Here is a 21,745-nt window from a genome sequence, read left to right as displayed (position 1 = left end):
CTGCTAGTCCTTTTCAGCTTCCACACTGGGTGCGGACGCCGCGGCGTCGATCAAGTGCTGCTCATACGCTTTAGGCGACCAATCGCGCCCAAGGAAATCATGCACGAGTTCGGCGGCCGGTTTTGATGATCCGGCGCTCAGGACCAGTTCCCGATAGCGTTCAGCGGTGACTTCGTCGCGCAAGCCGTTTGCTTCGAACTGCTTGAACATGTCTGTCGCGATCGCGAGTGACCATTGATAAGTGTAGTAGATCGCAGAATAGCCATCGAGGTGCCCAAAGCTGGCATACCGATGGAGGTCCGGCAGGGTCTCGAACGGGCTGAGGCCAGCTTCCTGTTCAAGCCAGATCTTCTCGAAATCGACCTCAGAGGGTGGGCGATTATAGTAATTCATCGAGACGCCGGCATAGGTCAGCTGACGGAGCGTGCCGAGGCCGGTGCCGAAGTCACGCGCGGCGTTCATCTTCTCGACCAGTTCGACGGGAATGATTTCGCCGTCGGAGTTTACGGCGAACTTTGCCAGCGTATCATAATCCCACACCCAGTTTTCCAGCATCTGTGACGGGGCTTCAATGAAATCCCATTCAAGGCTGCTCATGCTGAGATCGGCGTAGTCTGGTTGGCCAGAGAACATCGCATGGATGAGGTGGCCGAATTCATGGAGGAAGGTTTCGACCTGTCTATGCTCCATCAGACCGGTCGTATGATCGCCCGCAGGGAAGTTGCACATCAGTGAGGCAACTGGCACGCCTTCAGATGTTGGGCCGAACCGAATGGGGAAGGCGGCCGCGTGTTTGAACTTGCCCTCGCGGGGATGCATGTCGAGGAAGAAACGGCCGACCAGTTCGCCATCCTTGTAGATTTCGTGAGCGGTTACGGTTTCCTGCCAAATCGGAGCATCGGTCCAGTCACGTATCTCGACTTCGAACAGGTCCTGTACCAACGAAAATATGCCTGACCGAACGTCATTGTAGGCGAAGTACTGGCGCACTTCCTGGGCGTCGAGCGCATAGTCGGTTTGGCGAATCTGTTCCGAAAGATAGCCGCTGTGCCACTGGCTGACCTGCGTCGCGTCGGGATTACTGTTTTGTTGAAAAGCCAGCAGGCGTTCGTATTCGATTTCAGCGGCGTTTCGGGCGGCGGCTTCGACACCGTCGAGGAAGTCGATGGCAACCTCTGGCGAGCCCGTCATCTTGTCTTCGGTGATATAGGCTGCGTAATTTTCATAGCCCAGCAATTGTGCAAGTTCGTAGCGCTTCTCGAGCAGTTTCCGGAGTGGCTCTACATTCTCCGGATACGCACGGTTGGCCGAGGCAATGAAGAGGGATTTCTTCAAGTCTTCGTTCGGGGAGTAGTTGAAGACAGGCATCAGGTCCGGATAGTTGGTCGTGATGACGATCTTGCCATCCTCATTGGGCGTGTGGGCGTCGATATAATCCTGTGGCAGTCCCTCCAGCGCGTCGACTGAATCGACTTCGACCTGTCCGACAATTTCGCGGAGGTTTTTGCTGAACTCAGTGCTGATCTCCGCCAGTTCGGCGTTCAGTTCCTCTACGCGCGTTCGCGTCGCTTCGTCCTTGTCGACACCGCTGCGCCGATAGTCTCTCAGAATGCGGGACAACATGAGGGCGGAGCGATCATTGAGGGCGTCGGCATCAATCGCGACCATGCGTTCGTAGATGGGGCCGGACAGGGAGAGCGTCGAGATGATGCTGGCTGTGTCTTCCTGACATGCGCTGCCGACTTCCCTCAACGCTTCGTCCGGGTTTGCTTCGGCCACGATAGCCGCTTCTCCATAGCCAACCGAAAAGGCGATATTTGTCAGCAGGTCAAAATCCTGAATGTCCTGAACACCGGGCGGCGTGTCGCGGGTTTCAAGATCGGTGATGAACTTTCCGGCGAGCAGCATCGCATTCTCGCAACGGGATTCGAACACTTCCGCAGAGGCCGGATTGACGACGAGCTCGGCCAGCATCGCGCTGGCTTCGTCCTGCAGGCTAGGCGTGTTTGCCTCTGCCTGTTCCAACGCTGTCGGCTCGACGGTTGCCATGCAAGAAGCAGCCGCCAGGAGCGTCAGCGCGGATACCGCGCCTGTTACGGTGTGTTTAATCATGCCTTTAAGTCCCCAATCGATTGGCGAACAAAAAATGCCGCCTCATGTTTAACATGGGCGGCACTTTGCTTTCGCGTCAGGCGCGAGTCTAGGACAAACCCGGCCTATCCGGCGCTGGATGCCGCACAAATGCGATCAATCGTGGCGGCAAGCGTGGAATTGAACTCTTCGTCGCTTTGCTGGGCCGAGAGGCCTTCGGTCAGGGCGCGGGAGAAGCTGGCAATCATGCCGGAGTTATTGGCAAGCTTGGCGCAGGCATCTTCGCGAGAATATCCACCGGAAAGCGCGACAACGCGCATCACGCGCGGATGATCGACCAGCGACTTGTACTGGTTTGCTTTGGTCGGCAGGGACAGTTTCAGCATTACCCGCTTGTCCTCGCCCAGCGCGTCGAGCTGCTTGGTGATCTCGGCCAGGAGAATATCCTCGGCCTCGGCCTTGTCGGCAATCGTGATCGTGACCTCAGGCTCGATGATCGGCATCAGGCCGTGGCCCAGGATCTGGCGGCCAACGTCAAACTGCTGTGCAACGATGGCAGCGATGCCTTCCTGATTGGCGGCATTGATAACCGAGCGCATCTTGGTGCCGAAGATACCCTTGCCGACCGCGCGTTCGAGCAGGTGATCGAGGTCCGGCATCGGCTTCATCATCTGGACGCCATTGGCTTCGTCTGCGAGGCCTTTGTCGACTTTCAGGAAGGGAACGACCTGATGGGCGTTCCAGAGGTATTCGGCGGTTGGCGTGCCATCGACTTCGCCATCCATGGTGCGTTCAAACAGGATCGCGCCAATGACCTTTTCGCCATTGAAGGCTGGTGCCTTGATGATGCGGGCACGCATCTCATGGATCAGGCCGAACATTTCTTCGTCATTGGAATAGGCGTCTTCGTTCACGCCGTAGAGGCGCAGAGCCTTGGGGGTGGAGCCACCCGACTGGTCAAGCGCTGCGATGAAGCCATTCTTGTCGGCAATCTGCCGGGCCATTTGAGGATTGGTCATGATTTTAACGGGGCGTCCCTTGCATGCGTGGAATTTGCAAACTTTGCATTCAAGTACCGTGCCTGTCTTCTGGGTCAACAGGCTGACAAGGATTGATGTGAGCGCGCTCGCACCCGCCCGAATCTCAGGCAGTACGGGCAGTTTCGGGGGAAAGGACTGCCAGAGACGTGTGGGATTCAGGGCCTGAAATCGATTTCATCTGGAACATCAATTTTTTCTGACGCCGCGCAGCAAACCGATGAGAACGTTGTCATTTGCAGCCGCCTGCGCGATTTGCCGCAGGCTGTCTCAAAAGGGATCAGGCTTTGAGAGCTTCCACACCGGGCAGGGGCTTGCCTTCCATCCATTCAAGGAAGGCGCCGCCAGCGGTTGAGACGAAGGTGAACTCGTCGGCGGCCTCGGCATGATTGAGCGCGGCAACGGTATCGCCGCCTCCGGCGACGGCGATCAGCTTGCCGTCACTTGCGCGGATACCCGCAGCTTGGGCTGCTGCAACGGTGGCCTTGTCAAAAGGGGTCAGTTCGAACGCGCCGAGCGGCCCGTTCCAGACCAGTGTCTTTGAGTTGCCCATCGCGGCAACCAGCTGTGCGATCGTCCTGACGCCAGCGTCGAGGATCATCTCATCGTCTGCGACCTCATCCGTTGCGCAGGTGCGGTTCTCGGCGTGAGCCTTGAAGTCCTTCGCGACAACAACATCGACCGGAAGCAGGATATTGCAATTGTTTTCTTTAGCGACCTGCATGATCTCGCGGGCGGTCTCAGCGAGATCATGCTCGCAGAGGGACTTGCCGACACTGATCCCCTGCGCGGCCAGGAATGTGTTGGCCATGCCGCCGCCGATCGCCAGCGAGTCGACCTGGGTAACAAGGTTCTTCAGAAGGTCGATCTTGGAAGAGACTTTCGCGCCGCCGACCACAGCCAGCACGGGACGTTCCGGCGTGCCGAGCGCCTTGTCGAGCGCGTCGAGTTCAGCTTCCATGTTCACGCCTGCATAGGCGGGCAGGAGGGTCGCGAGTACAGCCGTAGAGACATGCTTGCGGTGGGCGGCCGAGAAGGCATCATTGACGTAGATGTCGCCGAGTGCGGCGATTTCTTTCGCCAGTTCCGGGTCGCCTTTTTCCTCGCCTGCATAGAAGCGGGTGTTCTCCAGAAGGATCACGCCGGCAGGGTCGAGATCAGCAATGGCCTGCTTCACATGCTCGCCCTTGCAGTCGGCGATAAAGCTGACATTCGAGCCGAGCACTTTGGCGAAGGCGCCTGCAATCGGCGCAAGGCTCATGTCTGCAACGCGCTCACCCTTGGGGCGGCCGAAATGTGCGAGCAGGGCGACCTTGGCGCCCTGGGTGCGCAGGGTTTGCACCGTATCAATGGCGGCCCGCAGGCGCGTGTCATCGGTGACGAGGCCGTTTTCCATGGGCACGTTGAAGTCGACTCGGACAAGCGCGGTCTTGCCGGTCAGATCGCCGGCATCGGCAAGGCGTTTGAAGCTGGACATGGTATTTCCTCCAGAATGCCCGGCCAACCGGGTGCGATGCGGCATGGAAAAAGAGCGCCTCCCGGTTGGGAAGCGCTCTGGAGAAGGGTTTTAGATGAGTTTGGACATGGCGAGGGCAGTATCGCTCATGCGGGTCGCGAAGCCCCACTCATTGTCGTACCAGGACAGGACCCGAACCATGGTGCCTTCGATGACCTGCGTTTGGTCGAGCGCAAAGGTGGACGAGTGCGGATCGTGGTTGAAGTCTGCGGAGACGAGCGGCTTGTCAGTATAGCCGAGCACGCCTTTCATTGGACCGTCAGCGGCGGCCTTGATGGCCGTGTTCACTTCTTCGACCGTGGTTGGCTTGCCGGCATCGAAGACGAGGTCGATCATCGAGACGTTTGGCGTTGGGACGCGGATGGCGGAACCGTCGAGCTTGCCCTTCAGTTCCGGCAGGACCAGGCCAACGGCTTTTGCTGCGCCGGTCGAGGTCGGGATCATGGACATCGCAGCCGCGCGGCCGCGATAGAGGTCCTTGTGCATCCGGTCGAGGGTTGGCTGGTCACCCGTATAGGAGTGGACCGTCGTCATGTAGCCGCGCTTGATACCGACCGTGTCGTTCAGCACTTTGGCGACGGGCGACAGGCAGTTGGTGGTGCAGGATGCGTTGGAGACGACGAGATCATCTTTGGTAAGCGTGTCGTGGTTCACACCGAAGACGATGGTCTTGTCAGCATTTGTCGCCGGAGCAGAGACCAGCACGCGTTTGGCGCCCGCCTTGAGGTGAGCAGACGCTTTTTCCTTGTCGGCGAAGATGCCGGTACATTCCATTGCGATGTCGATATCCAACTCGGCATGCGGCAGGTCAGCGGGGTCGCGTACGGCGGTGCAGAGGAATTTGCGGTCGCCGACGATGATCGTGTCACCGTCCACTTCGACCGTCTGGTTCAACCGGCCATGAACGGAATCATACTGGAGCAGGTGGGCATTGGTGGCCACGGGACCGAGGTCGTTGATCGAGACGACTTCGATGTCCTTGCGGTCATGCTCGATGATCGAACGAAGGACGAGACGGCCAATGCGGCCAAAACCATTGATTGCAACGCGAACGGCCATGAAAAATCTCCTTTGGAGCGGCAGGCTATAAATCTGCTGGCCCTTTACGACGCCCGCGCAATTTCGTCCACCCGCTGCCCATGCGGCCTCGCGCCGCTTACTGCCTGTTTTCGCTAACAGAGATCAGTCGTGGACTTGGCTTCAGCGGCCTCTTATGGCCTGAAGTCACGAGGAGGCGGTTTCATGCGTCAGGTAGGGATCGGAACGAGCGGACTGCGCGCGGGTGCCTTGGGCTTCGGTTGCTGGCGCTTTTTGGGACATGAATTGTCCCATGCGGAGAATCTTGTGGAGACCGCGCTCGATCTGGGCATGACTCTTATCGACACGGCTGACATCTACGGATTTGGCGGGGATGGATTTGGCGCGGCCGAGGTCTTGCTGGGCAAGGTGTTGAAGGCTGATCCTGCGCGGCGCACGAGAATGGTATTGGCGACCAAGGGCGGGATTATTCCCCCCGCGCCCTACAATTCGAGTCGTAAATACCTGATCGAGGCCTGCGAAGCGTCGCTTGCGCGGCTTGGCGTTGAGCAGATCGACCTTTACCAAATTCACCGGCCGGACCTGTTGACCCCTTGGGAGGAAGTTGCCGATGCGCTGGAAATGCTTCTGGCAGACGGCAAGATCGGGGCAGCAGGAGTCTCCAATTTCTCCGTGGCGCAAACCCGCGCATTGCAGGCGCATCTGGGGCCGAAGCTTGTCAGCACGCAGCCGGAATTTTCCGCCCTGCATCTGGCGCCCCTGGAAGACGGCACACTGGACTGGTGCCAGGAAGTCGGTGCGGCGGCGCTGGTTTGGTCGCCGCTGGCGGGCGGTCGGCTGGCCGATGGATATAGACCGCAGCCTGATGATCCTGAAAGGTTGGCGGATGTGCATCAGGCGCTCGACAGGATCGCGGCCGGGCATGGCGTGAGCCGCAGCGAAGTGGCGCTGGCTTTCGTCCTGATGCATCCGGCGCAGCCCATTGTTCTGCTGGGCACGCAGACTCCGGCGCGCCTGAAGGCGGCGACGCGCGCGCTGGAAATTCAGCTCAGCCGTCCGGACTGGTACAGTATAATCGAGGCGTCGCGCGGCGCGGCGATGCCATGAATGGGCCCCAGCTTCAAAGCCGCTCTGCCGCTGATTGGGGGCTGTTTGCTCTGTTGACCCTGTTCTGGGCCGGGGCTTATGCGCTGACCCGGGTGGCGGTGGACAAGGGCAATCCGGATATGGGCCTGCCGGTGGCCTGGGTGCTGCCGGGGCGGTTGACGATTGGCGCGGCGGTACTGTGGGTGCTGATGTTGGCACGGGGGCAGAAATTGCCGCCATTGAGAGACCGCAAGCGCTGGGTGGCGATCATCGGGATGGGGCTCGCAGGCTCCGTCTTTCCCTTCTTCCTGATCACGACCGCTCAGGAGACGGTCAATTCCAGCCTTGCCGCACTTTATACCGCCGCTGTACCGATCTTCGTGGTGAGTGGGGCAACCTTTCTGTTTGCGGATGAACGGATGAATCGCGGAACCGCGATTGGCGTGCTGACCGGTTTTGCGGGTGTGGCTGTGTTGTTCGGGCCGGATGCGATGAAGGGGCTCGGCGATGCGAGTGTTGTGGCGCAGCTGCTGCTGATCCTCGCGACGATGAATTACGCCCTTGCAAGCCTGATGGCGCGCGGCGCACCCCGGATCGAGGCCATTCCGTTCGCGACCGGTTTCGTCACGCTGGCGGCGGTGGTTTCGTGGCCGCTGGCCTTCACGGTGCACCCGTCCGAGGTCAATGCCGACTGGACGCATTGGGCCGCCGTGGTGGGGCTTGGCGTGATCCCGACGGCAATTGCACAGGCGCTGTACATGTACTTGATCGCGCGGACGAGCGCGACATTCTTGTCCCTGACGGGTTATGCGATTCCAGTGGTCAGCGCCGTGCTCGGTTGGATATTCTTCCGAGAGACGCAGAGCTGGCAGGCGCTGATCGCGTTCGCCCTGATCCTGGGTGGTGTCTGGCTCGCCCGGCGCGGTGGGGGCGTGAAGGAAGGTTAGACCGCCTGTTCCTGCGCATGCGACGCCCGTGAAGGCGCTTGGAAGACAGTTGGATTTTCATCGGGACACTTCGCGTCAGGTATCGGGACGCGGCAGGCGCGTGCCGGTCGCACAGGGCCGACGTGGCATTGTGACGGCAGGGGCTGACTGAAGCCGCTCGCCCATCGGCACAGCCAAATCCAACTCCCCCATCGCCAGTCGGAAGCCCTTCGATGGCTCAAAGGCCAGCGGATCAGGTTTGATCGTTCCCTGCCCGTCCCCGACAGCGACAATATCGACCTCTCCGCGGGGTAATATGCGCACCATCATGGCGCGCATATCCCGCTGGATATGGCGCACGTGAAAGGTGAGGATCACGACCTGTAGCCAGATCCAGAACCGGTACGGCCGCAGGTGCGGCGGCAGGTTTCGCAAAGTAGCGAAGGCGTCATCCATGCGCTGATTATACCTCCGCCTGCGGAGGGGGAGGACAAGTCTTTTTGTTAACCCTGTTTTTATTGCATTTTTGTGACGAAAATAGGGGGTAAACTGTCATAAAACTCATACCGAACGCACTTAAGGGCGGGCATCATGACCCGTGCCGATCCTCGCCCTGATTATCGTTCGATCTTCATCTCCGATGTGCATCTCGGCAGTGCCGGATGCCAGGCCGATGCGCTGTGCGCCTTCATGAAGACGCATACATCCGAGCAGCTCTATCTGGTGGGCGACATCATTGATGGCTGGCGGATGCGCAAGAAATGGTACTGGCCGCAATCACACACGAACGTCATCCGCCGTATCCTGACGGCTGCGAAGCGCGGCACGGACGTGACCTATATCATCGGGAACCATGACGAGTTCCTGCGCGCCTTCCTGCAGTTCCGGCTCGCCTTTGGCGACATCAAGGTGAAGAACCGCGCCGTGCATGAGGGCGAAGATGGCAAGCGCTATCTGGTCGTACATGGCGACATGTTTGACGGCATGATGCGGGCCGACCGCAAATGGATCATGCATCTGGGCGATCATGCCTATAATTTCCTGCTCTGGACCAATACGAAGCTGAACGCGATCCGTCGCTGGTTCGGTATGCCGTACTGGTCGCTGTCACAGGCCCTGAAAAAGCGCACCAAGCGGGCGCTGAACCATATCCATAATTTCGAGGGCCATGTGGCGGATTATTGTCGTCGCAAGGAATTCGACGGCGCGATCTGTGGTCACATCCATGTCGCCGAAATGCGCGACATTGACGGCATCACCTACATGAATGATGGCGACTGGGTAGAGAGCTGCACGGCCCTCGTCGAGCATCATGACGGACGCTGGGAACTGCTCCACTTCCAGCCGCATGTGGTGAACGAAAAAGCGCCGGTCGCAGAGCTGGTCCGCGCCGAGGCGATGGCCTGATCCATCCTATCCCAAAAACGGTTTCAAACTGGCGCTGAGGCGGCGGCGGGCCTGGAATTGGCCGAGGAGCCAGAGCAAGCCGATTGAGACCAGTAGGGCGAGGATCACGGTCAGGGTGACGCGCAACTCGGTCGGGATGTCCGTCAGACCGGTACGGCGCAGCAGAACGCCAGTCAGGTGGCGGACGGGCTCGTGCACACAATAGAGCGGAAACGAGATCAGGCCGAGACGCTCGCAGACCCCGGTAAGCCAGAGGCTGCCCGGCTGGACGCGCGCGCCGATCAGGATGAGCAGCGGGCAGAGCAGGCCGATGGCGATAAACTGATAGGCGCCTTTTGCGTAGACGGGAAACATCAGGATGCCGAGCGTCACCGCGAATACGATCAGCGTGGGCATCAGGCCTGTAAAGCGTGGCAAGTATCGGGCCGCCGGGCCGGCAGGATTCTGGACCAGCCGGTAGATGATGATCCCGGCGAGGAAGGCCGAGAAAACGCGCGGAAAGCCGAAGAAGAAGGTCTGATGGCTCCAGCCGACATTGGCGGTCAGGCCATTGCCGGACAAGCGGGCCAGCGCGAGACAGCAAAACAGGTAGAGCGAGAAGGCGGCAAGGCAGGTGCCGACCAGTCGCCATTTCGGCAGGCGCGCAATCCAGATGAAGGCGATGCTGGCGACAAATTCGTAGAAGATCGACCAGAGCGGCGGATTGGACGGGAAGAGTTCCAGCGTGCCGTTCGCAGGGATCTCGTAATCGCTGAGCGCCGGGATGAAAGCGAAATGCCCGATATGGGTCAGGGTGAACTGGAGGGGGTTGAAGGCCCGCCCGGTCTCGGCAAACACGATCAGCATCGCGATGGCGCCGAGTACCACGCCGCCCGCGACAGTCGGGGCGAGCCGGGAAATCCGTTTGTTGGCATAGACGCCCGCAGGCATGCCGTCCCGCAGGGCCTTGGCATAGGCATGATAGATGACAAAGCCGCTGAGGATGAAGAACAGGTCCACGGCAATATAGCTGTTCATGAGCAGCCTGGACTGTCCGCTTCCAATATAGTGGTAGAGCATCACGATGATCGCCGCGATCCCGCGCATGCCGTCGAGGACATAGAACCTCTGGCTCGAAGAGCGAGCCTGATTCATGGCGGTCATTGTCACGCGAAGTCCCCATTGTTTCCGAGGGCTCTAGGGGAGTGCGCAGAGGCGGACAACTTCTAATTGGATCGACAGGCGGGTTTTTTCCGGGCGACAGGATCAAGGGCAGTTTCCTGTCAGATTGACCGGTTCGGGGGCAGGGGGTGTGGGCCGATTGCAGGCTCAACTTGACTTTCAATGGCGGCCCCGCCACGCAACGTCGATGAGTTCCACCCTGAAGGCCATTCTCGGCCCCACCAATACCGGCAAGACCCACTATGCCATCGAGCGGATGACGGGGTTTGGCACCGGCATGATCGGCCTGCCGCTGCGCCTGTTGGCGCGCGAGGTTTATGATCGCGTGGTCGAGCGCAAGGGCGCGGCCCATGTCGCGCTGATTACTGGTGAGGAGCGCATTGTTCCGCGTACGGCGCGATACTGGGTGTGCACAGTGGAATCCATGCCGGTGGATCTGAAAGTGGATTTCGTCGCGATTGACGAGATTCAGCTGGCCGAAGACCAGGATCGGGGCCATGTTTTCACCGACCGTATCCTGAATTTGCGCGGCAATCACGAGACATTGCTGCTGGGCAGCGACACGATGCGCAGTGTGTTGCGCAAATTGGACCTTGGCGCCGAGACCGAGCCTCGCGAGCGGTTTTCAGAGCTGCGCTATACCGGGCATTGCAAGATCACCAAACTGCCGAAGCGCACGGCCATTGTCGCATTCAGCGCGGATGAGGTCTATGCGATTGGCGAATTGCTGCGGCGCCAGAAGGGGGGAGCGGCGATTGTGATGGGCGCGCTGAGCCCGCGCACGCGGAATTCGCAAGTTGAGCTCTACCAGTCCGGCGAAGTCGACTACATTGTTGCAACTGATGCGATCGGCATGGGGCTGAACCTTGATGTCGACCGGGTCGTGTTCGCCTCACGCTCGAAGTTCGATGGGCGGCGCCATCGCCTGCTGACACCAGCAGAATGCGCACAGATCGCGGGCCGGGCCGGGCGGTTCCGTACCGATGGTGAATTTGGGGAGACAGCGACCTGTCCGCCATTCGATGAAGCGACATGGCAGGCCATCGAGGCGCATCGGTTCGATCCGGTGGATCATCTGCAATGGCGCAACTCTGCACTCGACTTCTCCAGCCTGCGCCGCCTGATCCTGAGCCTTGAGACCCCATCCGGGCATCCATCCCTGATCCATAATCCGCATGCACTGGATGAATGGGTGCTGCGCCGAATGGCGGAAGATGCGGCCATCGGGCCGAATGTGGCGGGTGCGCGCGAAGTGCGGCGGCTATGGGATCTGGCCCGCCTGCCAGACTTCCGCAAAGCCGGGCCGGAAGGCCATGCGCGGCTCGTGCTGGGCCTTGCTGAAACGCTCGCCAATCCGGATGCGCGCCTTGCCGACAAGGGGCTGGAGCGCCGTCTGGATGATCTTTCATCGACCCAGGGCGATATTGCGAAGCTGCAGCAGCGGCTTGCCAATATACGGACCTGGACCTATGCCGCCCATCGGCCTGACTGGCTGGAAAACCCGGAAAAATGGCAGGATCGAACACGAGAGATTGAAGACTCCCTGTCAGACGCGCTACACGAAGCGCTGACTGCCCGGTTCGTGGACCGGCGAACCACCGCTTTGCTTGCCAGCCTGAAGAAGGAAGACGCCCTCGTGACCGAATTGACCCCGGAAGGTGATGTCCGTGTGGAAGGCCATGTCGTTGGACGCCTGAAAGGCCTGACCTTCGAACCTGTTCTTGATGCCCGTACGCTCGAAGGCAAGGCGGTGCGCAGCGCAGCCCAAGCCGCTGTGCGCCCGCTGATCCTGGAACGCCTGTCGCTGATCGTGGCGGCGCCGGATGATGCGTTCAAACTGAATGATGAAGGCCAGATCGAACACATCAATTCGCCCGTGGCCCATCTGGCCAAGGGATCGAGCTGGATGGCGCCGCGCGTCGAGATTGTCGGCGCATCCGAAGTCGACCCGGCCGAGCGTGAAGCTGCGCGCCAGCGGCTGGAGCAATGGGCCGCGGCCGAGACCGCCAAGATCCTGCCAACTCATACAAAGCTGGCCGTTGAAAAAGCGGGCGATGCGCTGGAAGGTCTCGCGCGCGGGATTGCCTTCCGTCTTCTTGAAACCGGGGCTGCGGTTGATCTTCGCCAGGATGACCCAAGTCTGCGTCTGACCGGCGACCAGCGTGAAGCCCTCAAAGGCATTGGGGTGAGAGCAGGCCGTGTCGCGGCACATGTGCCGGATGCGCAAAAGCCTGCAGGCCAGCGCATGATCGCCATTCTGCGCGCTGTGTTTGAAGGTCAGCCTTTCCCACTGGCACCCGAGGGGGCCGGGTCATTTGCGCTTGATGGCACATGGCCGGAAGAGGCGCTTGCCGCCAATGGCTATCTCCGTTTCGGCCGCCGGGCTGTGCGCGCAGACCTTGCCGAACGTCTCGGCTGGGAGATCGCCAAGCGCCGCAAGGAAGCCTCGAAGAACGCATTCCCCATCGAGATCGACCTGGCTTCCGTCGTCTCTTGCCCTGCCGATGACTGGCCCGCCGTGTTGAAAGGCTTTGGCCTTGCGCCTGCGGAAAAGGACAAGGAAACGGATGCCGTTACTTTGTGGCGCTATGCGTCCCGCGCCCGTCCCGAGGGGCGGTCTGAAGGCGGGCGCCCCCCCCAGCGCGGCCGAGATCAGAATGCCGGTGGCAAAGGCCCGAAAGGTCCACGCGGACCAAAACAGCAAGGCGGGGGCGGGCGGTCCAATTCCCGCAGTGCCTCGCAGTCGCGCCAGCCGGACCCGGACAGCCCGTTCGCGGCGCTCGCAGCCCTGCTGCCGGAGCCCAAGCAGGCGGCTAACAAACCAAAGAAAAAGAAACGCAAGCCAAAACCCAAGCCGGAAGCCGCCGCTGAAAGCGCAGCTGATACGAGCTTCGAGTACAAGCCCTTTCAATGACGGACACGCCAACGCTGCGCCTTGATGTGTGGCTGTGGCGGACACGGTTTTTCAAGACTCGCGCCCTGTCCGGAACGTATATCCGCAAGCGGGGCGTCCGATTGACCCGCAATGGCCAGACCCGGCGCGTCAACAAGCCGGGCGCCGCTATTTGCGTTGGAGATGTTGTCACGCTGGCGCGAGGCGCGCATATCAGGACCGTCGAAGTGCTGGATCTGGGCACTCGGAGAGGGCCGGCAGAAGAGGCGGCGGCAATGTACACGACGCTGGAGACCGACACATGATGAACACGCTGAAAAATCTGTTCCGGCAGAAAACGCCTGCCGAGAGACCGATGGACCCGCAAGTCGCGGCCGCGGCGCTACTTGTCGAGGCTGCCCTGTCCGATGGGGTCTATGTGAACATTGAAAGCGACATGATCGCTGAAATCCTGTTGGAAGCGTTCAAATTCGATGCAGACAAGGCAGATGCTGTGCTGGCCGAAGGCGAAGCCTTGGCTGAAGAGGCGGTCGGTTCCCACCAGTTTACCAAGCATGTGAAGAAGCTGCCGATTGCGGAGCGGATTTCCATCATTGAAGGCTTGTACCGGGTTGCGCTGGCTGATGGCGAAAAAAGCGATATCGAGGATGCCTATATCCGCCATGTCGCCTCGCTGCTGCATATTGACGATATTTCTCGCGCACAGGCTCGCCAGGCGGCGGAAAAGCGGATCGCCGACGCTTCCTGAAGACTCCTGTCAGAACACCTCATTGACATGAGCGCCTGCGCGCGCCATTTCGCCGGTGCACAAACCCCAGAAGGCCCTCCTGCCCATGACCTATATTGTCGTTGATGCCTGTATCCGCTGCAAATACATGGATTGCGTCGAGGTTTGCCCTGTCGACTGCTTCTATGAAGGCGAGAACATGCTGGTCATCCACCCGGATGAGTGCATCGATTGCGGTGTGTGCGAGCCGGAATGCCCTGTGGAGGCCATCAAGCCCGATACCGAGGATGACCCGGACGCCAAATGGCTGAAGCTGAATACCGAGTATGCGCAGACCTGGCCAAATATCACCCGGATGAAGGAACCGCCGGCAGACCGGGAAGAATTTGCGCAAGAAACCGGTAAGCTGGAGAAATATTTCAGCCCCAAACCGGGTGAAGGCGACGCCTGAATCGGGTCGTCCGAACCCTGATTTTGCTGGGTTTCTCAATAAACGTTAACAAAATCAGCGACCTTGGGAACTTTACTCTTGGTTAGCATCTGGGCGTGTCTGTTGAAAAAGCTGCACATTTATGCTATCGTTCAGACTTGAGTAATAACTGAAAAGATCCGGAAACTTCAACTCAGACCGTCAAATGCGTCGGACTGGGGGGGATTTTGTCGGCTCTAAATGCGTAGAAAAGGGCGATATCCAACATGGCTAAAAAAGCATCTGCGGAACTGGCGTTTGAAGTGGGTCAAAGCGTCGTTTACCCCGCACACGGGGTGGGCAAGATCACGAGCGTTGAGAAGCAGACTGTGGCCGGCATGGACCTGGAGGTCTATGTGGTGTCCTTTGATCAGGACAAAATGATCCTTCGCGTCCCAACCAATCGCGCCGAAGCCTCTGGCATGCGCGCTCTGGCGGGTTCCAAGCTGGTCGAAGATGCGCTGAAGACCCTGGGTGGTCGTGCGCGCATCAAGCGGACCATGTGGTCGCGCCGGGCTCAGGAATATGAAGCGAAGATCAATTCCGGTGACCTGATCTCTATTGCGGAAGTCGTTCGCGACCTGCACCGTGGCGAAGATCAGCCGGAACAGTCCTATTCCGAGCGCCAGCTTTATGAGAGCGCCCTGGACCGCATGGCTCGTGAACTCGCCGCCGTCGAGAATATCGAGAAGGGCGACGCCATGGAAAAACTCGCAGAATCTCTCGCAAAGAAGAAAGTGGCTGCTTAAGCCTCCAACTCCTTTCGATCATGCAGAACCCCCGTACGGCCGCCTCGCCGTGCGGGGGTTTTTCATGTCCGAAGTCCTCAAATTGCATCAAAAATGAACAACCGGACCCGGAATATTAAAATAGCCGGGGTTTGGGCAGGTTCCTGTTAACCATACGGCAAAGGAGAGAAGGCACTCTTTGCCTGTCGCCGGAATGCTCTGGTGACGGATGGATGTCTTGGCTGACATGCCCGAAACAGGGTGGCGGCGAAGGCAGGGTGACAGGAGAAACAAGATGCCCTTTTCGGATATTGAAATACAGCCAGGTGGCCTGTTGGGCGCCGACGCAAATGCAGATGAGTTCTATCAGGCCGGCCTTGCTTGTGCCGCTGGTGTCGGATCGGAGATGGATCTGATCTCTGCGCACAAATGGTTCAACCTCGCTGTGTCCAAGGGACATGAAGAGGCCCGCGTGCAGCGTCAGGAAATGGCTGATATGCTGAGCTCGGAAGAAGTCAAAGTGGCGCTGTCGTCAGCCCGCGACTGGCTGAGCCTCGCCAACTAGTCCAATATGATTGATAGCGGACGGCATGGGGGACGCCATGCCATCCGCCTTCTGATCAGCTGATGCGACGTGCCTGGTCCTTCCAGTAAGTTTCGCGCAAATCCTTGCGCAAGACTTTGCCGGACGGATTACGGGGCAGCACCTCGATGAACTCTACCGTCTTTGGGCATTTATAGCCGGCAATGCGTTCGCGCGCCCAAGCGATTATGCTGTCCTGAGTCGGCGCTTCGCCCGGCTTGACGACGATGATGGCCTTGACGGCCTCGCCCCATTTTTCGTCGGGCACGCCAATAACTGCCACGTCCGCCACGCCAGGGTGGCCAAAGATCGCATTCTCGACTTCGGCGGGATAAATGTTCTCGCCGCCGGACACGATCATGTCCTTTACGCGGTCGTGGATATAGAGAAATCCGTCTTCGTCGAAATAGCCCGCGTCTCCTGTCCGGAAGAACCCGGACGCGTCGACCGATTCCTTTGTGGCATCCGGGCGGTTCCAGTATCCTTTCATGACGAAGGCGGACTTGATGGCGATCTCGCCAACTTCGCCGGTGGGGACGGGATTCCCTTCTGCGTCGAGGCATCGCACGATTGTGGCCGGATAGGGTACGCCGCATGAGCGCAGCTTTCCCCAGGCCGGGTCATGGGCTTCAGGCGGCAAATAGGTTCCGCAGCCGCCCGTCTCGGTCAGTCCGTAGAGCTGGGTGAAACGCGCACCCATGATGTCCTGCGCATCAAGCAGCAAACTCTCGGCAATCGGAGAGGCGCCATAGAAAACCTGCTTCAGGCTCGACCAGTTGATGTCGCGCACATTCGGTATCTGGGTCAGCATCAGGATGACTGCGGGGACCCAGAACGCATGGGCGATCTTGTGCTCGGGGATCAGTTTCAAGATTGCTGCCGGATCGATTTCACGCAGCACGACAGCTTTGGCACCTTGTGCGGCCGTCAGGATACCGATGTTTACGCCCGCCACATGGAAGAGGGGCATCGCGTTCATGACCGCGTCGCCGACATCATAGCTCGCCCATTCCAGCATGCCGGCCTGCTCGAAGATGGCGCGGTAGTTGCCATTGGTCAGCTGCACGCCCTTGGGCATGCCGGTAGTGCCGGATGTATAGAGCTGGATGACATCATCGTCGTCGCGCGTCGTGAGGCCCGGTGGATCGGTCAGCTGGCTGTCGCGCCATGCCGAGTAGGCTTTCCAATCCTCCCGATCGCCATCAATCGCGATGATATGTTCAAGGTCTGGCAATTCGGCGCGGATCTGGTCAATCAGGCCGTAGAAATCTTTTCCGACGAACAGGACTTTCACCCGCGCATCCGACAGGATGAATTTCACTTCGGGTGCGGCGAGTCGGGTGTTGACGGCGGTCATCGTTGCGCGGGCCTTGGCGGCGCCGAACAGCATCTCGTAATAGACAGCCATGTTCTTGGCGAGATAGCCGACCCGGTCATCCGGTTTCACGCCCAGGCCGATCAGGCCGTTGGCAATCTGGGTGGAACGTGTCTCCAGTTCGGCGAAGCTGGTTGTCTCGCCTTCGAACCAGAAAGCCTCCTCATCCGGGCGGATGCTGGCCTGGACGCGCGGGATATCGGCTAGATGAGGCATTGCCTCTACATCGATCATGGGTTCCTCCGATGAAATTCTTGTTTCTTTCAAGCTATTCTAGGGCAAAATCCCGAAGAGTCAGCCCGTCCCCACCTGCAATCACTATTGGGATAGCTGAAGTAGGCGACGTTTAGCCGTCTTGCGGTCGGCCCGGCTTTCCGGCACATCCCATGACATGACTGATACGATGATAGCCGACACCGTAGACCTCGCTGAAACCATGCTCGACATGGGCCGCCGCGCCCGTGCCGCGTCTCGCAAGCTGGGCCAGATGACGCCCGCTGACCGAACACGCGGTTTGCAGGCGGTCGCGGCCGCGATTCGTGCGTCTGCCTCCAAAGTCCTGGCGGCCAATGCGCAGGATATGGACGCTGCCGAAGCCAAGGGGCTCGACGCGGCCATGCTGGACCGGCTGGCCCTGGATGCCGCGCGCCTTGAAGGGATTGCCTCCAGTGTGGAAGCCGTGGCCGGCTTGCCCGACCCCATTGGCAAGGAACTCGCCCGGTGGGAGCGGCCGAATGGGCTGGACATTGCGCGCATCGCCGTGCCGCTGGGCGTGATCGGCATCATCTATGAGAGCCGCCCGAATGTCACCGCCGATGCCGGCGCGCTCTGTCTGCGCTCGGGCAATGCGGCGATCCTGCGCTGCGGGTCTGAAAGCACGCACTCGTCCCGCGCAATCATTGACGCCATGCGCGGCGCGCTGAAGGCCGAAGGATTACCGGAAGACGCGGTGCAACTGGTCATGACCACCGACCGCGCCGCAGTAGGCCACATGCTGGCCGGCCTCGAAGGCAATGTGGACGTGATCGTCCCGCGCGGTGGGCGCAGCCTGGTCGAGCGCGTGCAAAAGGATGCGCGCGTTCCCGTGATCGGTCATCTCGAAGGGCTTTGCCATGTCATCGTCGACAAGGCTGCTGATCCCGAGAAGGCAGTTTCCATTGTCGTGAATGCCAAGATGCGCCGGACAGGAATCTGTGGCTCGGCGGAAACACTCCTGGTCGATGCGGCTGTGGCGGACGATGTATTGCCAAAGATCGCGGCCGGCCTGTTGGAAGCGGGCTGTGAATTGCGCGGAGATGACCGCGCCCGCGCCATCGTGCCAAAGATGATCGAAGCCACCGAGGCCGACTGGTCCACCGAATATCTTGCGCCGATCCTGGCCGTTGCGGTTGTCGATGATCTGAGCGCAGCGCTGGCACATATTGGCTCCTGGTCGTCCGGTCACACAGAATGTATCATCACTGAAGACTCTGATGCAGCAGACCGCTTCTTTGCGACGGTCGACAGCGCGATTTTGCTGCACAATGCCTCTACCCAATTTGCGGATGGCGGCGAGTTCGGCATGGGCGCCGAGATTGGTATCGCCACGGGTCGCATCCATGCGCGCGGACCCGTGGGGGCAGAACAGCTGACGACGTACAAATACATTGTGCGAGGAACCGGGCAGGTTCGTCCTTGAGCCGAGCAATTTTACCGGGACCATCGGCTGGCCTCCGCATCGGCCTGTTCGGCGGCAGTTTCAATCCGGCCCATTCCGGCCATTTCCATGTGGCATCCACAGCCATGAAACGGCTACAGCTAGATTGGGTCTGGTGGATCGTGGCGCGCGGGAATCCCCTGAAGACCGGACACGGAGATTTTTCGGGCCGCTTCCGGTCAGCCGAGGCGGTCGCAGACCATCCACGAATGCGGGTGACAGATATCGAGACGCGGCTCGGCCTGACTTATTCCTATCGTACCTTGTCGACGCTGACAGCGGCAGCGCCCGCTGCGAAATTCGTCTGGTTGATGGGCGCTGACAATATGGTCAATTTCCATCTCTGGGGCGCGTGGCAGGGGATTGCGCAGATGATGCCGATCGCCATCGTGGCGCGTCCGGGGATTGGGCCGGGTGCTCGCAACTCACCGTTCGCCCGTCGCTTTGCCAGTAGTCGTGTCCCGGCTTCAACTGCCGCCTCGCTGCCGGATCGTGATCCGCCTGCATGGGTCTACCTGCCTGCGCCGCTGGACCCGATCTCCTCGACCGCTATTCGCCAGAAGAAAGCAGGACAATGAGCCTCAGCCCGGAAGACCTCGCCCGGCACAAGCGCCACATCATGCTGAAGGAAATAGGCGGACCCGGCGTCCAGAAGCTGCGCGCGGCGTCGATATCCATTGTCGGGGCAGGGGCGCTCGGCGGGCCATGCGCAATGTTCCTGGCGGCTGCAGGCATCGGGCAGATCGAAATCTGGGATGATGATGTCATTGAGCGGTCGAATCTGCAGCGACAAATCCAGTTTGGAGAACGCGACCTCGGCAAGGCCAAGGTGGATATCCTGGCTGAGCGCCTGGCGACGGATCATCCCGGGACAAGGATCAGCACGCGTCGAAAGAAATGGTCGCCTTCCGACCCGCTGTCCGGCAGCATTCTGGTCGATGCGACGGACAATTTCCCGACCCGCTACGCCCTCAACGCAGCGGCCCACCTGAGCGAACGCTTGTTGGTGCACGGCGCAGCCGCAGGGTGGACCGGGCAAGCCAGCGTGTTTGCGTCCGGCTGCCGGGACGGCGCGCCATGCTATCGCTGCTGGGTGCCCGAAACGCCGCCGAATGCGGCGGCTTGCGATGAAGTTGGCGTGGTCGGGCCCGTGACCGGAATGGTTTCAACGCTCATGGCGCTTGAAGTCGTGAAGCTGGTCACAGGCGCCGGAGAACCGATGATTGGAAGCCTTATTCTGATCGATGGTTTGATGGCCGACGTCAGGAAAGTCCGGTTGCGGCGCGATGCAACCTGTAGTGTTTGTGGCACTGAGCGTGCGATTTGACTTGGCGCCGTCAGGGGGGCTTAGTGCCGATCACCTGATTTGAAACTGCGGGAGCCGGGAACAAGATGAAACGATTGCTAGTCGTGCTGGTGACGGTTGCGATCATTCTCACGGCGGGCTGGTTGATGCTGCGCCGTCCGGACATTTCCTACAATACATTGGAGTCGGTCTACTCGAAATCGAACAGCCGGTACCTGAAATCCGGTAGTCAGATCGAGCTGCATTTTACCGATACCGGTCCGCGCGACGCGCCAATACTTGTGCTTGTGCATGGCTATTCTGCCTCTCTGAACACCTGGGACGCATGGGTGCGCAATCTGCGTAAGGATTACCGGGTCATCCGGTTGGACCTGCCGGGCCATGGCCTGTCGCGCTGCGTCGACAATGATGAGATCGGCATCGAGCAATTCATTGCCAGTATCGACCGCGTGACGCATTCACTGGACGTCGACCAGTTCACCCTCGTCGGCAGTTCCATGGGCGGGCACACCGCCTGGGCCTATGCACTCGCCCATCCGGACAGGCTGGATGGATTGGTCCTGGTGGATGCGGCCGGTTGGCTCAGTGCGCCGGGCGAGGACGACAAGGACCCGGTGATCTTCAAATTGCTGCGCAATGGGTTTGCCCGCAATGTGATGAAGGATCTCGACATGTCAGCCTTGATCCGGTCGGGGCTGGAAAACAGCTTTGCGGATCCTGAACTGGTGACGGATGAAATGGTGGAGCGGTATTCGGCCATGTCTCGTGCGCCGTGCCATCGCGAGGCGCTGCTCAAGATCATGAGCGGCACGACACTGCGGGTGCCTGCGTCCAAGGAGAGGCTGAGCGCAATCGCCGTGCCGACGCTGATCCTGCATGGGGATACTGACAATCTGATTCCCGTGGCACATGCGGAAAAGTTTGCCGATGCCATCCCGGGGTCGAAGCTCATCATCTATCCCGAGACCGGACATATCCCGCAGGAGGAGCAGCCTGTTGCCTCGGTAGAAGACTTCCGTGCGTTTCTTGCCACCATTTATTCCGAAGAAACCGCAGAGCCTGAGGCGGTTGAGCCAAACGGCGAATAGGTCTCCGGGAAACCAGTCAGCAGGTTCACGCGTAGGAGGGGCATAGGAGAAACCCATATGCGCCTCGCCCTTTCCGCCATTGCCGCAGCCCTGCTTGCAGCCTGTACGAGCCAACCTGATTATCGCGCCAGTGATTCAACGCCGCCGACCGTGCCGTCTGTCGATCTCGATCGGTATGCTGGCCTCTGGTACGAAATTGCCCGCTATCCGAATGGGTTTGAACGCAATTGCACAGGTGTGACGGCTGAGTATGGCCTGAACTCCGATGGCACCGTGTCGGTGACCAATACGTGTTTCAAGGGATCGCTCGACGGAGAGAAAACGGTGGCTGAAGGCAAGGCCCGCATCGTGGAGGGGTCAGGCAACAGCAAGCTGAAAGTGAAGTTTGCGCCTGCATGGGTTCCGTTCGCAGAAGGGGACTATTGGGTGCTGGCGCTGGAGCCGGATTATTCAGCCGCCCTCGTCGGCAGTCCGGACGGCAAGTATCTGTGGATCCTCTCGCGCACGGCGCAGCTTGATGGGAAAACCCTGGAGCGTCTGAAGACGCGTGCCGAAGAGCTTGGATACGAAACGGCTCCGCTCGAAATGACCCTGCAATCGGAACAGGGGTGACGATTC

At 60.0% G+C, this 21,745-nt stretch carries 21 protein-coding genes; 14 read left to right on the top strand and 7 right to left on the bottom strand.

Going from position 1 to position 21,745, the window contains the following annotated elements:
* Positions 1-3: 3 nt before the first annotated feature.
* The 4 genes from B3527_RS13020 to gap form a co-directional block, all read right to left on the bottom strand.
* On the bottom strand, positions 4-2,112 hold the full coding sequence (locus B3527_RS13020) for a M3 family metallopeptidase (RefSeq protein WP_290480155.1): 2,109 nt from the start codon (positions 2,110-2,112) through the stop codon (positions 4-6).
* Positions 2,113-2,216: 104 nt separating this feature from the next.
* Positions 2,217-3,110 (bottom strand): fructose bisphosphate aldolase, encoded by an 894-nt coding sequence (locus tag B3527_RS13015; RefSeq protein ID WP_290480154.1) that lies wholly within the window; start codon positions 3,108-3,110, stop codon positions 2,217-2,219.
* 298 nt (positions 3,111-3,408) lie between these two features.
* Positions 3,409-4,605, bottom strand: coding sequence for a phosphoglycerate kinase (locus tag B3527_RS13010; protein ID WP_290480153.1), 1,197 nt, complete (start codon positions 4,603-4,605; stop codon positions 3,409-3,411).
* 90 nt (positions 4,606-4,695) lie between these two features.
* Positions 4,696-5,703: a type I glyceraldehyde-3-phosphate dehydrogenase gene (gap, locus tag B3527_RS13005; RefSeq protein WP_034814749.1), complete on the bottom strand. Its 1,008-nt coding sequence runs from the start codon at positions 5,701-5,703 to the stop codon at positions 4,696-4,698.
* Between the two features lie 183 nt (positions 5,704-5,886).
* Between gap and B3527_RS13000 the strand changes: the two genes are divergently transcribed.
* Both B3527_RS13000 and B3527_RS12995 read left to right on the top strand, forming a co-directional pair.
* The gene (locus tag B3527_RS13000) at positions 5,887-6,789 is read left to right on the top strand and encodes an aldo/keto reductase (protein ID WP_290480152.1); all 903 of its coding nucleotides are present in this window, start codon (positions 5,887-5,889) and stop codon (positions 6,787-6,789) included.
* Complete coding sequence (locus B3527_RS12995) at positions 6,786-7,715, top strand: DMT family transporter (protein ID WP_290480151.1); 930 nt, start codon at positions 6,786-6,788, stop codon at positions 7,713-7,715. Before B3527_RS13000 ends, B3527_RS12995 begins: the two co-directional genes overlap by 4 nt.
* Positions 7,716-7,790: 75 nt before the next feature.
* On the opposite strand, the gene B3527_RS12990 is transcribed toward B3527_RS12995, so the two are convergent.
* Positions 7,791-8,150 (bottom strand): hypothetical protein, encoded by a 360-nt coding sequence (locus tag B3527_RS12990; protein ID WP_290480150.1) that lies wholly within the window; start codon positions 8,148-8,150, stop codon positions 7,791-7,793.
* 135 nt (positions 8,151-8,285) lie between these two features.
* Here B3527_RS12990 and B3527_RS12985 point away from each other — a divergent pair, with 135 nt between their 5' ends.
* Entirely contained in the window at positions 8,286-9,101 is an 816-nt protein-coding gene (locus tag B3527_RS12985) for a UDP-2,3-diacylglucosamine diphosphatase (RefSeq protein ID WP_206991557.1), read from the top strand.
* Positions 9,102-9,107: 6 nt separating this feature from the next.
* On the opposite strand, the gene B3527_RS12980 is transcribed toward B3527_RS12985, so the two are convergent.
* Positions 9,108-10,244 (bottom strand): acyltransferase family protein, encoded by a 1,137-nt coding sequence (locus B3527_RS12980; RefSeq protein WP_290480149.1) that lies wholly within the window; start codon positions 10,242-10,244, stop codon positions 9,108-9,110.
* 205 nt (positions 10,245-10,449) lie between these two features.
* Here B3527_RS12980 and B3527_RS12975 point away from each other — a divergent pair, with 205 nt between their 5' ends.
* From B3527_RS12975 to B3527_RS12950, 6 genes are all read left to right on the top strand, one after another.
* The gene (locus B3527_RS12975) at positions 10,450-13,176 is read left to right on the top strand and encodes a helicase-related protein (RefSeq protein WP_290480148.1); all 2,727 of its coding nucleotides are present in this window, start codon (positions 10,450-10,452) and stop codon (positions 13,174-13,176) included.
* On the top strand, positions 13,173-13,460 hold the full coding sequence (locus tag B3527_RS12970; protein WP_206991554.1) for an RNA-binding S4 domain-containing protein: 288 nt from the start codon (positions 13,173-13,175) through the stop codon (positions 13,458-13,460). Before B3527_RS12975 ends, B3527_RS12970 begins: the two co-directional genes overlap by 4 nt.
* The gene (locus B3527_RS12965) at positions 13,457-13,903 is read left to right on the top strand and encodes a TerB family tellurite resistance protein (RefSeq protein ID WP_051607791.1); all 447 of its coding nucleotides are present in this window, start codon (positions 13,457-13,459) and stop codon (positions 13,901-13,903) included. The genes B3527_RS12970 and B3527_RS12965 overlap by 4 nt, the downstream gene beginning before the upstream one ends.
* A gap of 85 nt (positions 13,904-13,988) precedes the next feature.
* On the top strand, positions 13,989-14,333 hold the full coding sequence (gene fdxA / locus B3527_RS12960) for a ferredoxin FdxA (RefSeq protein ID WP_034814766.1): 345 nt from the start codon (positions 13,989-13,991) through the stop codon (positions 14,331-14,333).
* A 245-nt stretch (positions 14,334-14,578) separates the two neighbouring features.
* Complete coding sequence (locus B3527_RS12955; protein WP_034814768.1) at positions 14,579-15,100, top strand: CarD family transcriptional regulator; 522 nt, start codon at positions 14,579-14,581, stop codon at positions 15,098-15,100.
* A gap of 274 nt (positions 15,101-15,374) precedes the next feature.
* Positions 15,375-15,644 carry a hypothetical protein gene (locus B3527_RS12950; RefSeq protein ID WP_034814770.1) on the top strand — a complete coding sequence of 90 codons (270 nt, stop codon included), beginning with the start codon at positions 15,375-15,377 and terminating at the stop codon, positions 15,642-15,644.
* A 55-nt stretch (positions 15,645-15,699) separates the two neighbouring features.
* Here the strand turns inward: B3527_RS12950 and B3527_RS12945 are convergent, their stop codons facing one another.
* The gene (locus B3527_RS12945) at positions 15,700-17,271 is read right to left on the bottom strand and encodes a long-chain-fatty-acid--CoA ligase (protein WP_206991553.1); all 1,572 of its coding nucleotides are present in this window, start codon (positions 17,269-17,271) and stop codon (positions 15,700-15,702) included.
* A gap of 157 nt (positions 17,272-17,428) precedes the next feature.
* On the opposite strand from B3527_RS12945, the gene B3527_RS12940 reads away from it, so the two are divergent.
* From B3527_RS12940 to B3527_RS12920, 5 genes are all read left to right on the top strand, one after another.
* Entirely contained in the window at positions 17,429-18,715 is a 1,287-nt protein-coding gene (locus B3527_RS12940) for a glutamate-5-semialdehyde dehydrogenase (RefSeq protein WP_290480147.1), read from the top strand.
* Positions 18,712-19,311, top strand: coding sequence for a nicotinate-nucleotide adenylyltransferase (locus B3527_RS12935; protein ID WP_290480146.1), 600 nt, complete (start codon positions 18,712-18,714; stop codon positions 19,309-19,311). Before B3527_RS12940 ends, B3527_RS12935 begins: the two co-directional genes overlap by 4 nt.
* Positions 19,308-20,060 carry a HesA/MoeB/ThiF family protein gene (locus tag B3527_RS12930; protein WP_206991550.1) on the top strand — a complete coding sequence of 251 codons (753 nt, stop codon included), beginning with the start codon at positions 19,308-19,310 and terminating at the stop codon, positions 20,058-20,060. Before B3527_RS12935 ends, B3527_RS12930 begins: the two co-directional genes overlap by 4 nt.
* A gap of 65 nt (positions 20,061-20,125) precedes the next feature.
* On the top strand, positions 20,126-21,127 hold the full coding sequence (locus B3527_RS12925; RefSeq protein WP_290480145.1) for an alpha/beta fold hydrolase: 1,002 nt from the start codon (positions 20,126-20,128) through the stop codon (positions 21,125-21,127).
* Between the two features lie 57 nt (positions 21,128-21,184).
* Positions 21,185-21,739, top strand: a complete 555-nt coding sequence (locus tag B3527_RS12920; RefSeq protein ID WP_206991548.1) for a lipocalin family protein — start codon at positions 21,185-21,187, stop codon at positions 21,737-21,739.
* Positions 21,740-21,745 lie beyond the last annotated feature (6 nt).

The organism is Hyphomonas sp. UBA4505 (assembly GCF_002388685.1).
Classification (GTDB): Bacteria; Pseudomonadota; Alphaproteobacteria; order Caulobacterales; family Hyphomonadaceae; genus Hyphomonas.
This window is presented reverse-complemented; position numbering and strand designations above follow the sequence as displayed.

What these genes read in the sequence shown, in the direction of transcription:
- B3527_RS13020 (WP_290480155.1), bottom strand. Translation starts at nt 2,112, where the DNA reads ATGATTAAACACACCGTAACAGGCGCGGTATCCGCGCTGACGCTCCTG.
- B3527_RS13015 (WP_290480154.1), bottom strand. Translation starts at nt 3,110, where the DNA reads ATGACCAATCCTCAAATGGCCCGGCAGATTGCCGACAAGAATGGCTTC.
- B3527_RS13010 (WP_290480153.1), bottom strand. Translation starts at nt 4,605, where the DNA reads ATGTCCAGCTTCAAACGCCTTGCCGATGCCGGCGATCTGACCGGCAAG.
- gap (WP_034814749.1), bottom strand. Translation starts at nt 5,703, where the DNA reads ATGGCCGTTCGCGTTGCAATCAATGGTTTTGGCCGCATTGGCCGTCTC.
- B3527_RS13000 (WP_290480152.1), top strand. Translation starts at nt 5,887, where the DNA reads ATGCGTCAGGTAGGGATCGGAACGAGCGGACTGCGCGCGGGTGCCTTG.
- B3527_RS12995 (WP_290480151.1), top strand. Translation starts at nt 6,786, where the DNA reads ATGAATGGGCCCCAGCTTCAAAGCCGCTCTGCCGCTGATTGGGGGCTG.
- B3527_RS12990 (WP_290480150.1), bottom strand. Translation starts at nt 8,150, where the DNA reads ATGGATGACGCCTTCGCTACTTTGCGAAACCTGCCGCCGCACCTGCGG.
- B3527_RS12985 (WP_206991557.1), top strand. Translation starts at nt 8,286, where the DNA reads ATGACCCGTGCCGATCCTCGCCCTGATTATCGTTCGATCTTCATCTCC.
- B3527_RS12980 (WP_290480149.1), bottom strand. Translation starts at nt 10,244, where the DNA reads ATGACCGCCATGAATCAGGCTCGCTCTTCGAGCCAGAGGTTCTATGTC.
- B3527_RS12975 (WP_290480148.1), top strand. Translation starts at nt 10,450, where the DNA reads ATGAGTTCCACCCTGAAGGCCATTCTCGGCCCCACCAATACCGGCAAG.
- B3527_RS12970 (WP_206991554.1), top strand. Translation starts at nt 13,173, where the DNA reads ATGACGGACACGCCAACGCTGCGCCTTGATGTGTGGCTGTGGCGGACA.
- B3527_RS12965 (WP_051607791.1), top strand. Translation starts at nt 13,457, where the DNA reads ATGATGAACACGCTGAAAAATCTGTTCCGGCAGAAAACGCCTGCCGAG.
- fdxA (WP_034814766.1), top strand. Translation starts at nt 13,989, where the DNA reads ATGACCTATATTGTCGTTGATGCCTGTATCCGCTGCAAATACATGGAT.
- B3527_RS12955 (WP_034814768.1), top strand. Translation starts at nt 14,579, where the DNA reads ATGGCTAAAAAAGCATCTGCGGAACTGGCGTTTGAAGTGGGTCAAAGC.
- B3527_RS12950 (WP_034814770.1), top strand. Translation starts at nt 15,375, where the DNA reads ATGCCCTTTTCGGATATTGAAATACAGCCAGGTGGCCTGTTGGGCGCC.
- B3527_RS12945 (WP_206991553.1), bottom strand. Translation starts at nt 17,271, where the DNA reads ATGATCGATGTAGAGGCAATGCCTCATCTAGCCGATATCCCGCGCGTC.
- B3527_RS12940 (WP_290480147.1), top strand. Translation starts at nt 17,429, where the DNA reads ATGACTGATACGATGATAGCCGACACCGTAGACCTCGCTGAAACCATG.
- B3527_RS12930 (WP_206991550.1), top strand. Translation starts at nt 19,308, where the DNA reads ATGAGCCTCAGCCCGGAAGACCTCGCCCGGCACAAGCGCCACATCATG.
- B3527_RS12925 (WP_290480145.1), top strand. Translation starts at nt 20,126, where the DNA reads ATGAAACGATTGCTAGTCGTGCTGGTGACGGTTGCGATCATTCTCACG.
- B3527_RS12920 (WP_206991548.1), top strand. Translation starts at nt 21,185, where the DNA reads ATGCGCCTCGCCCTTTCCGCCATTGCCGCAGCCCTGCTTGCAGCCTGT.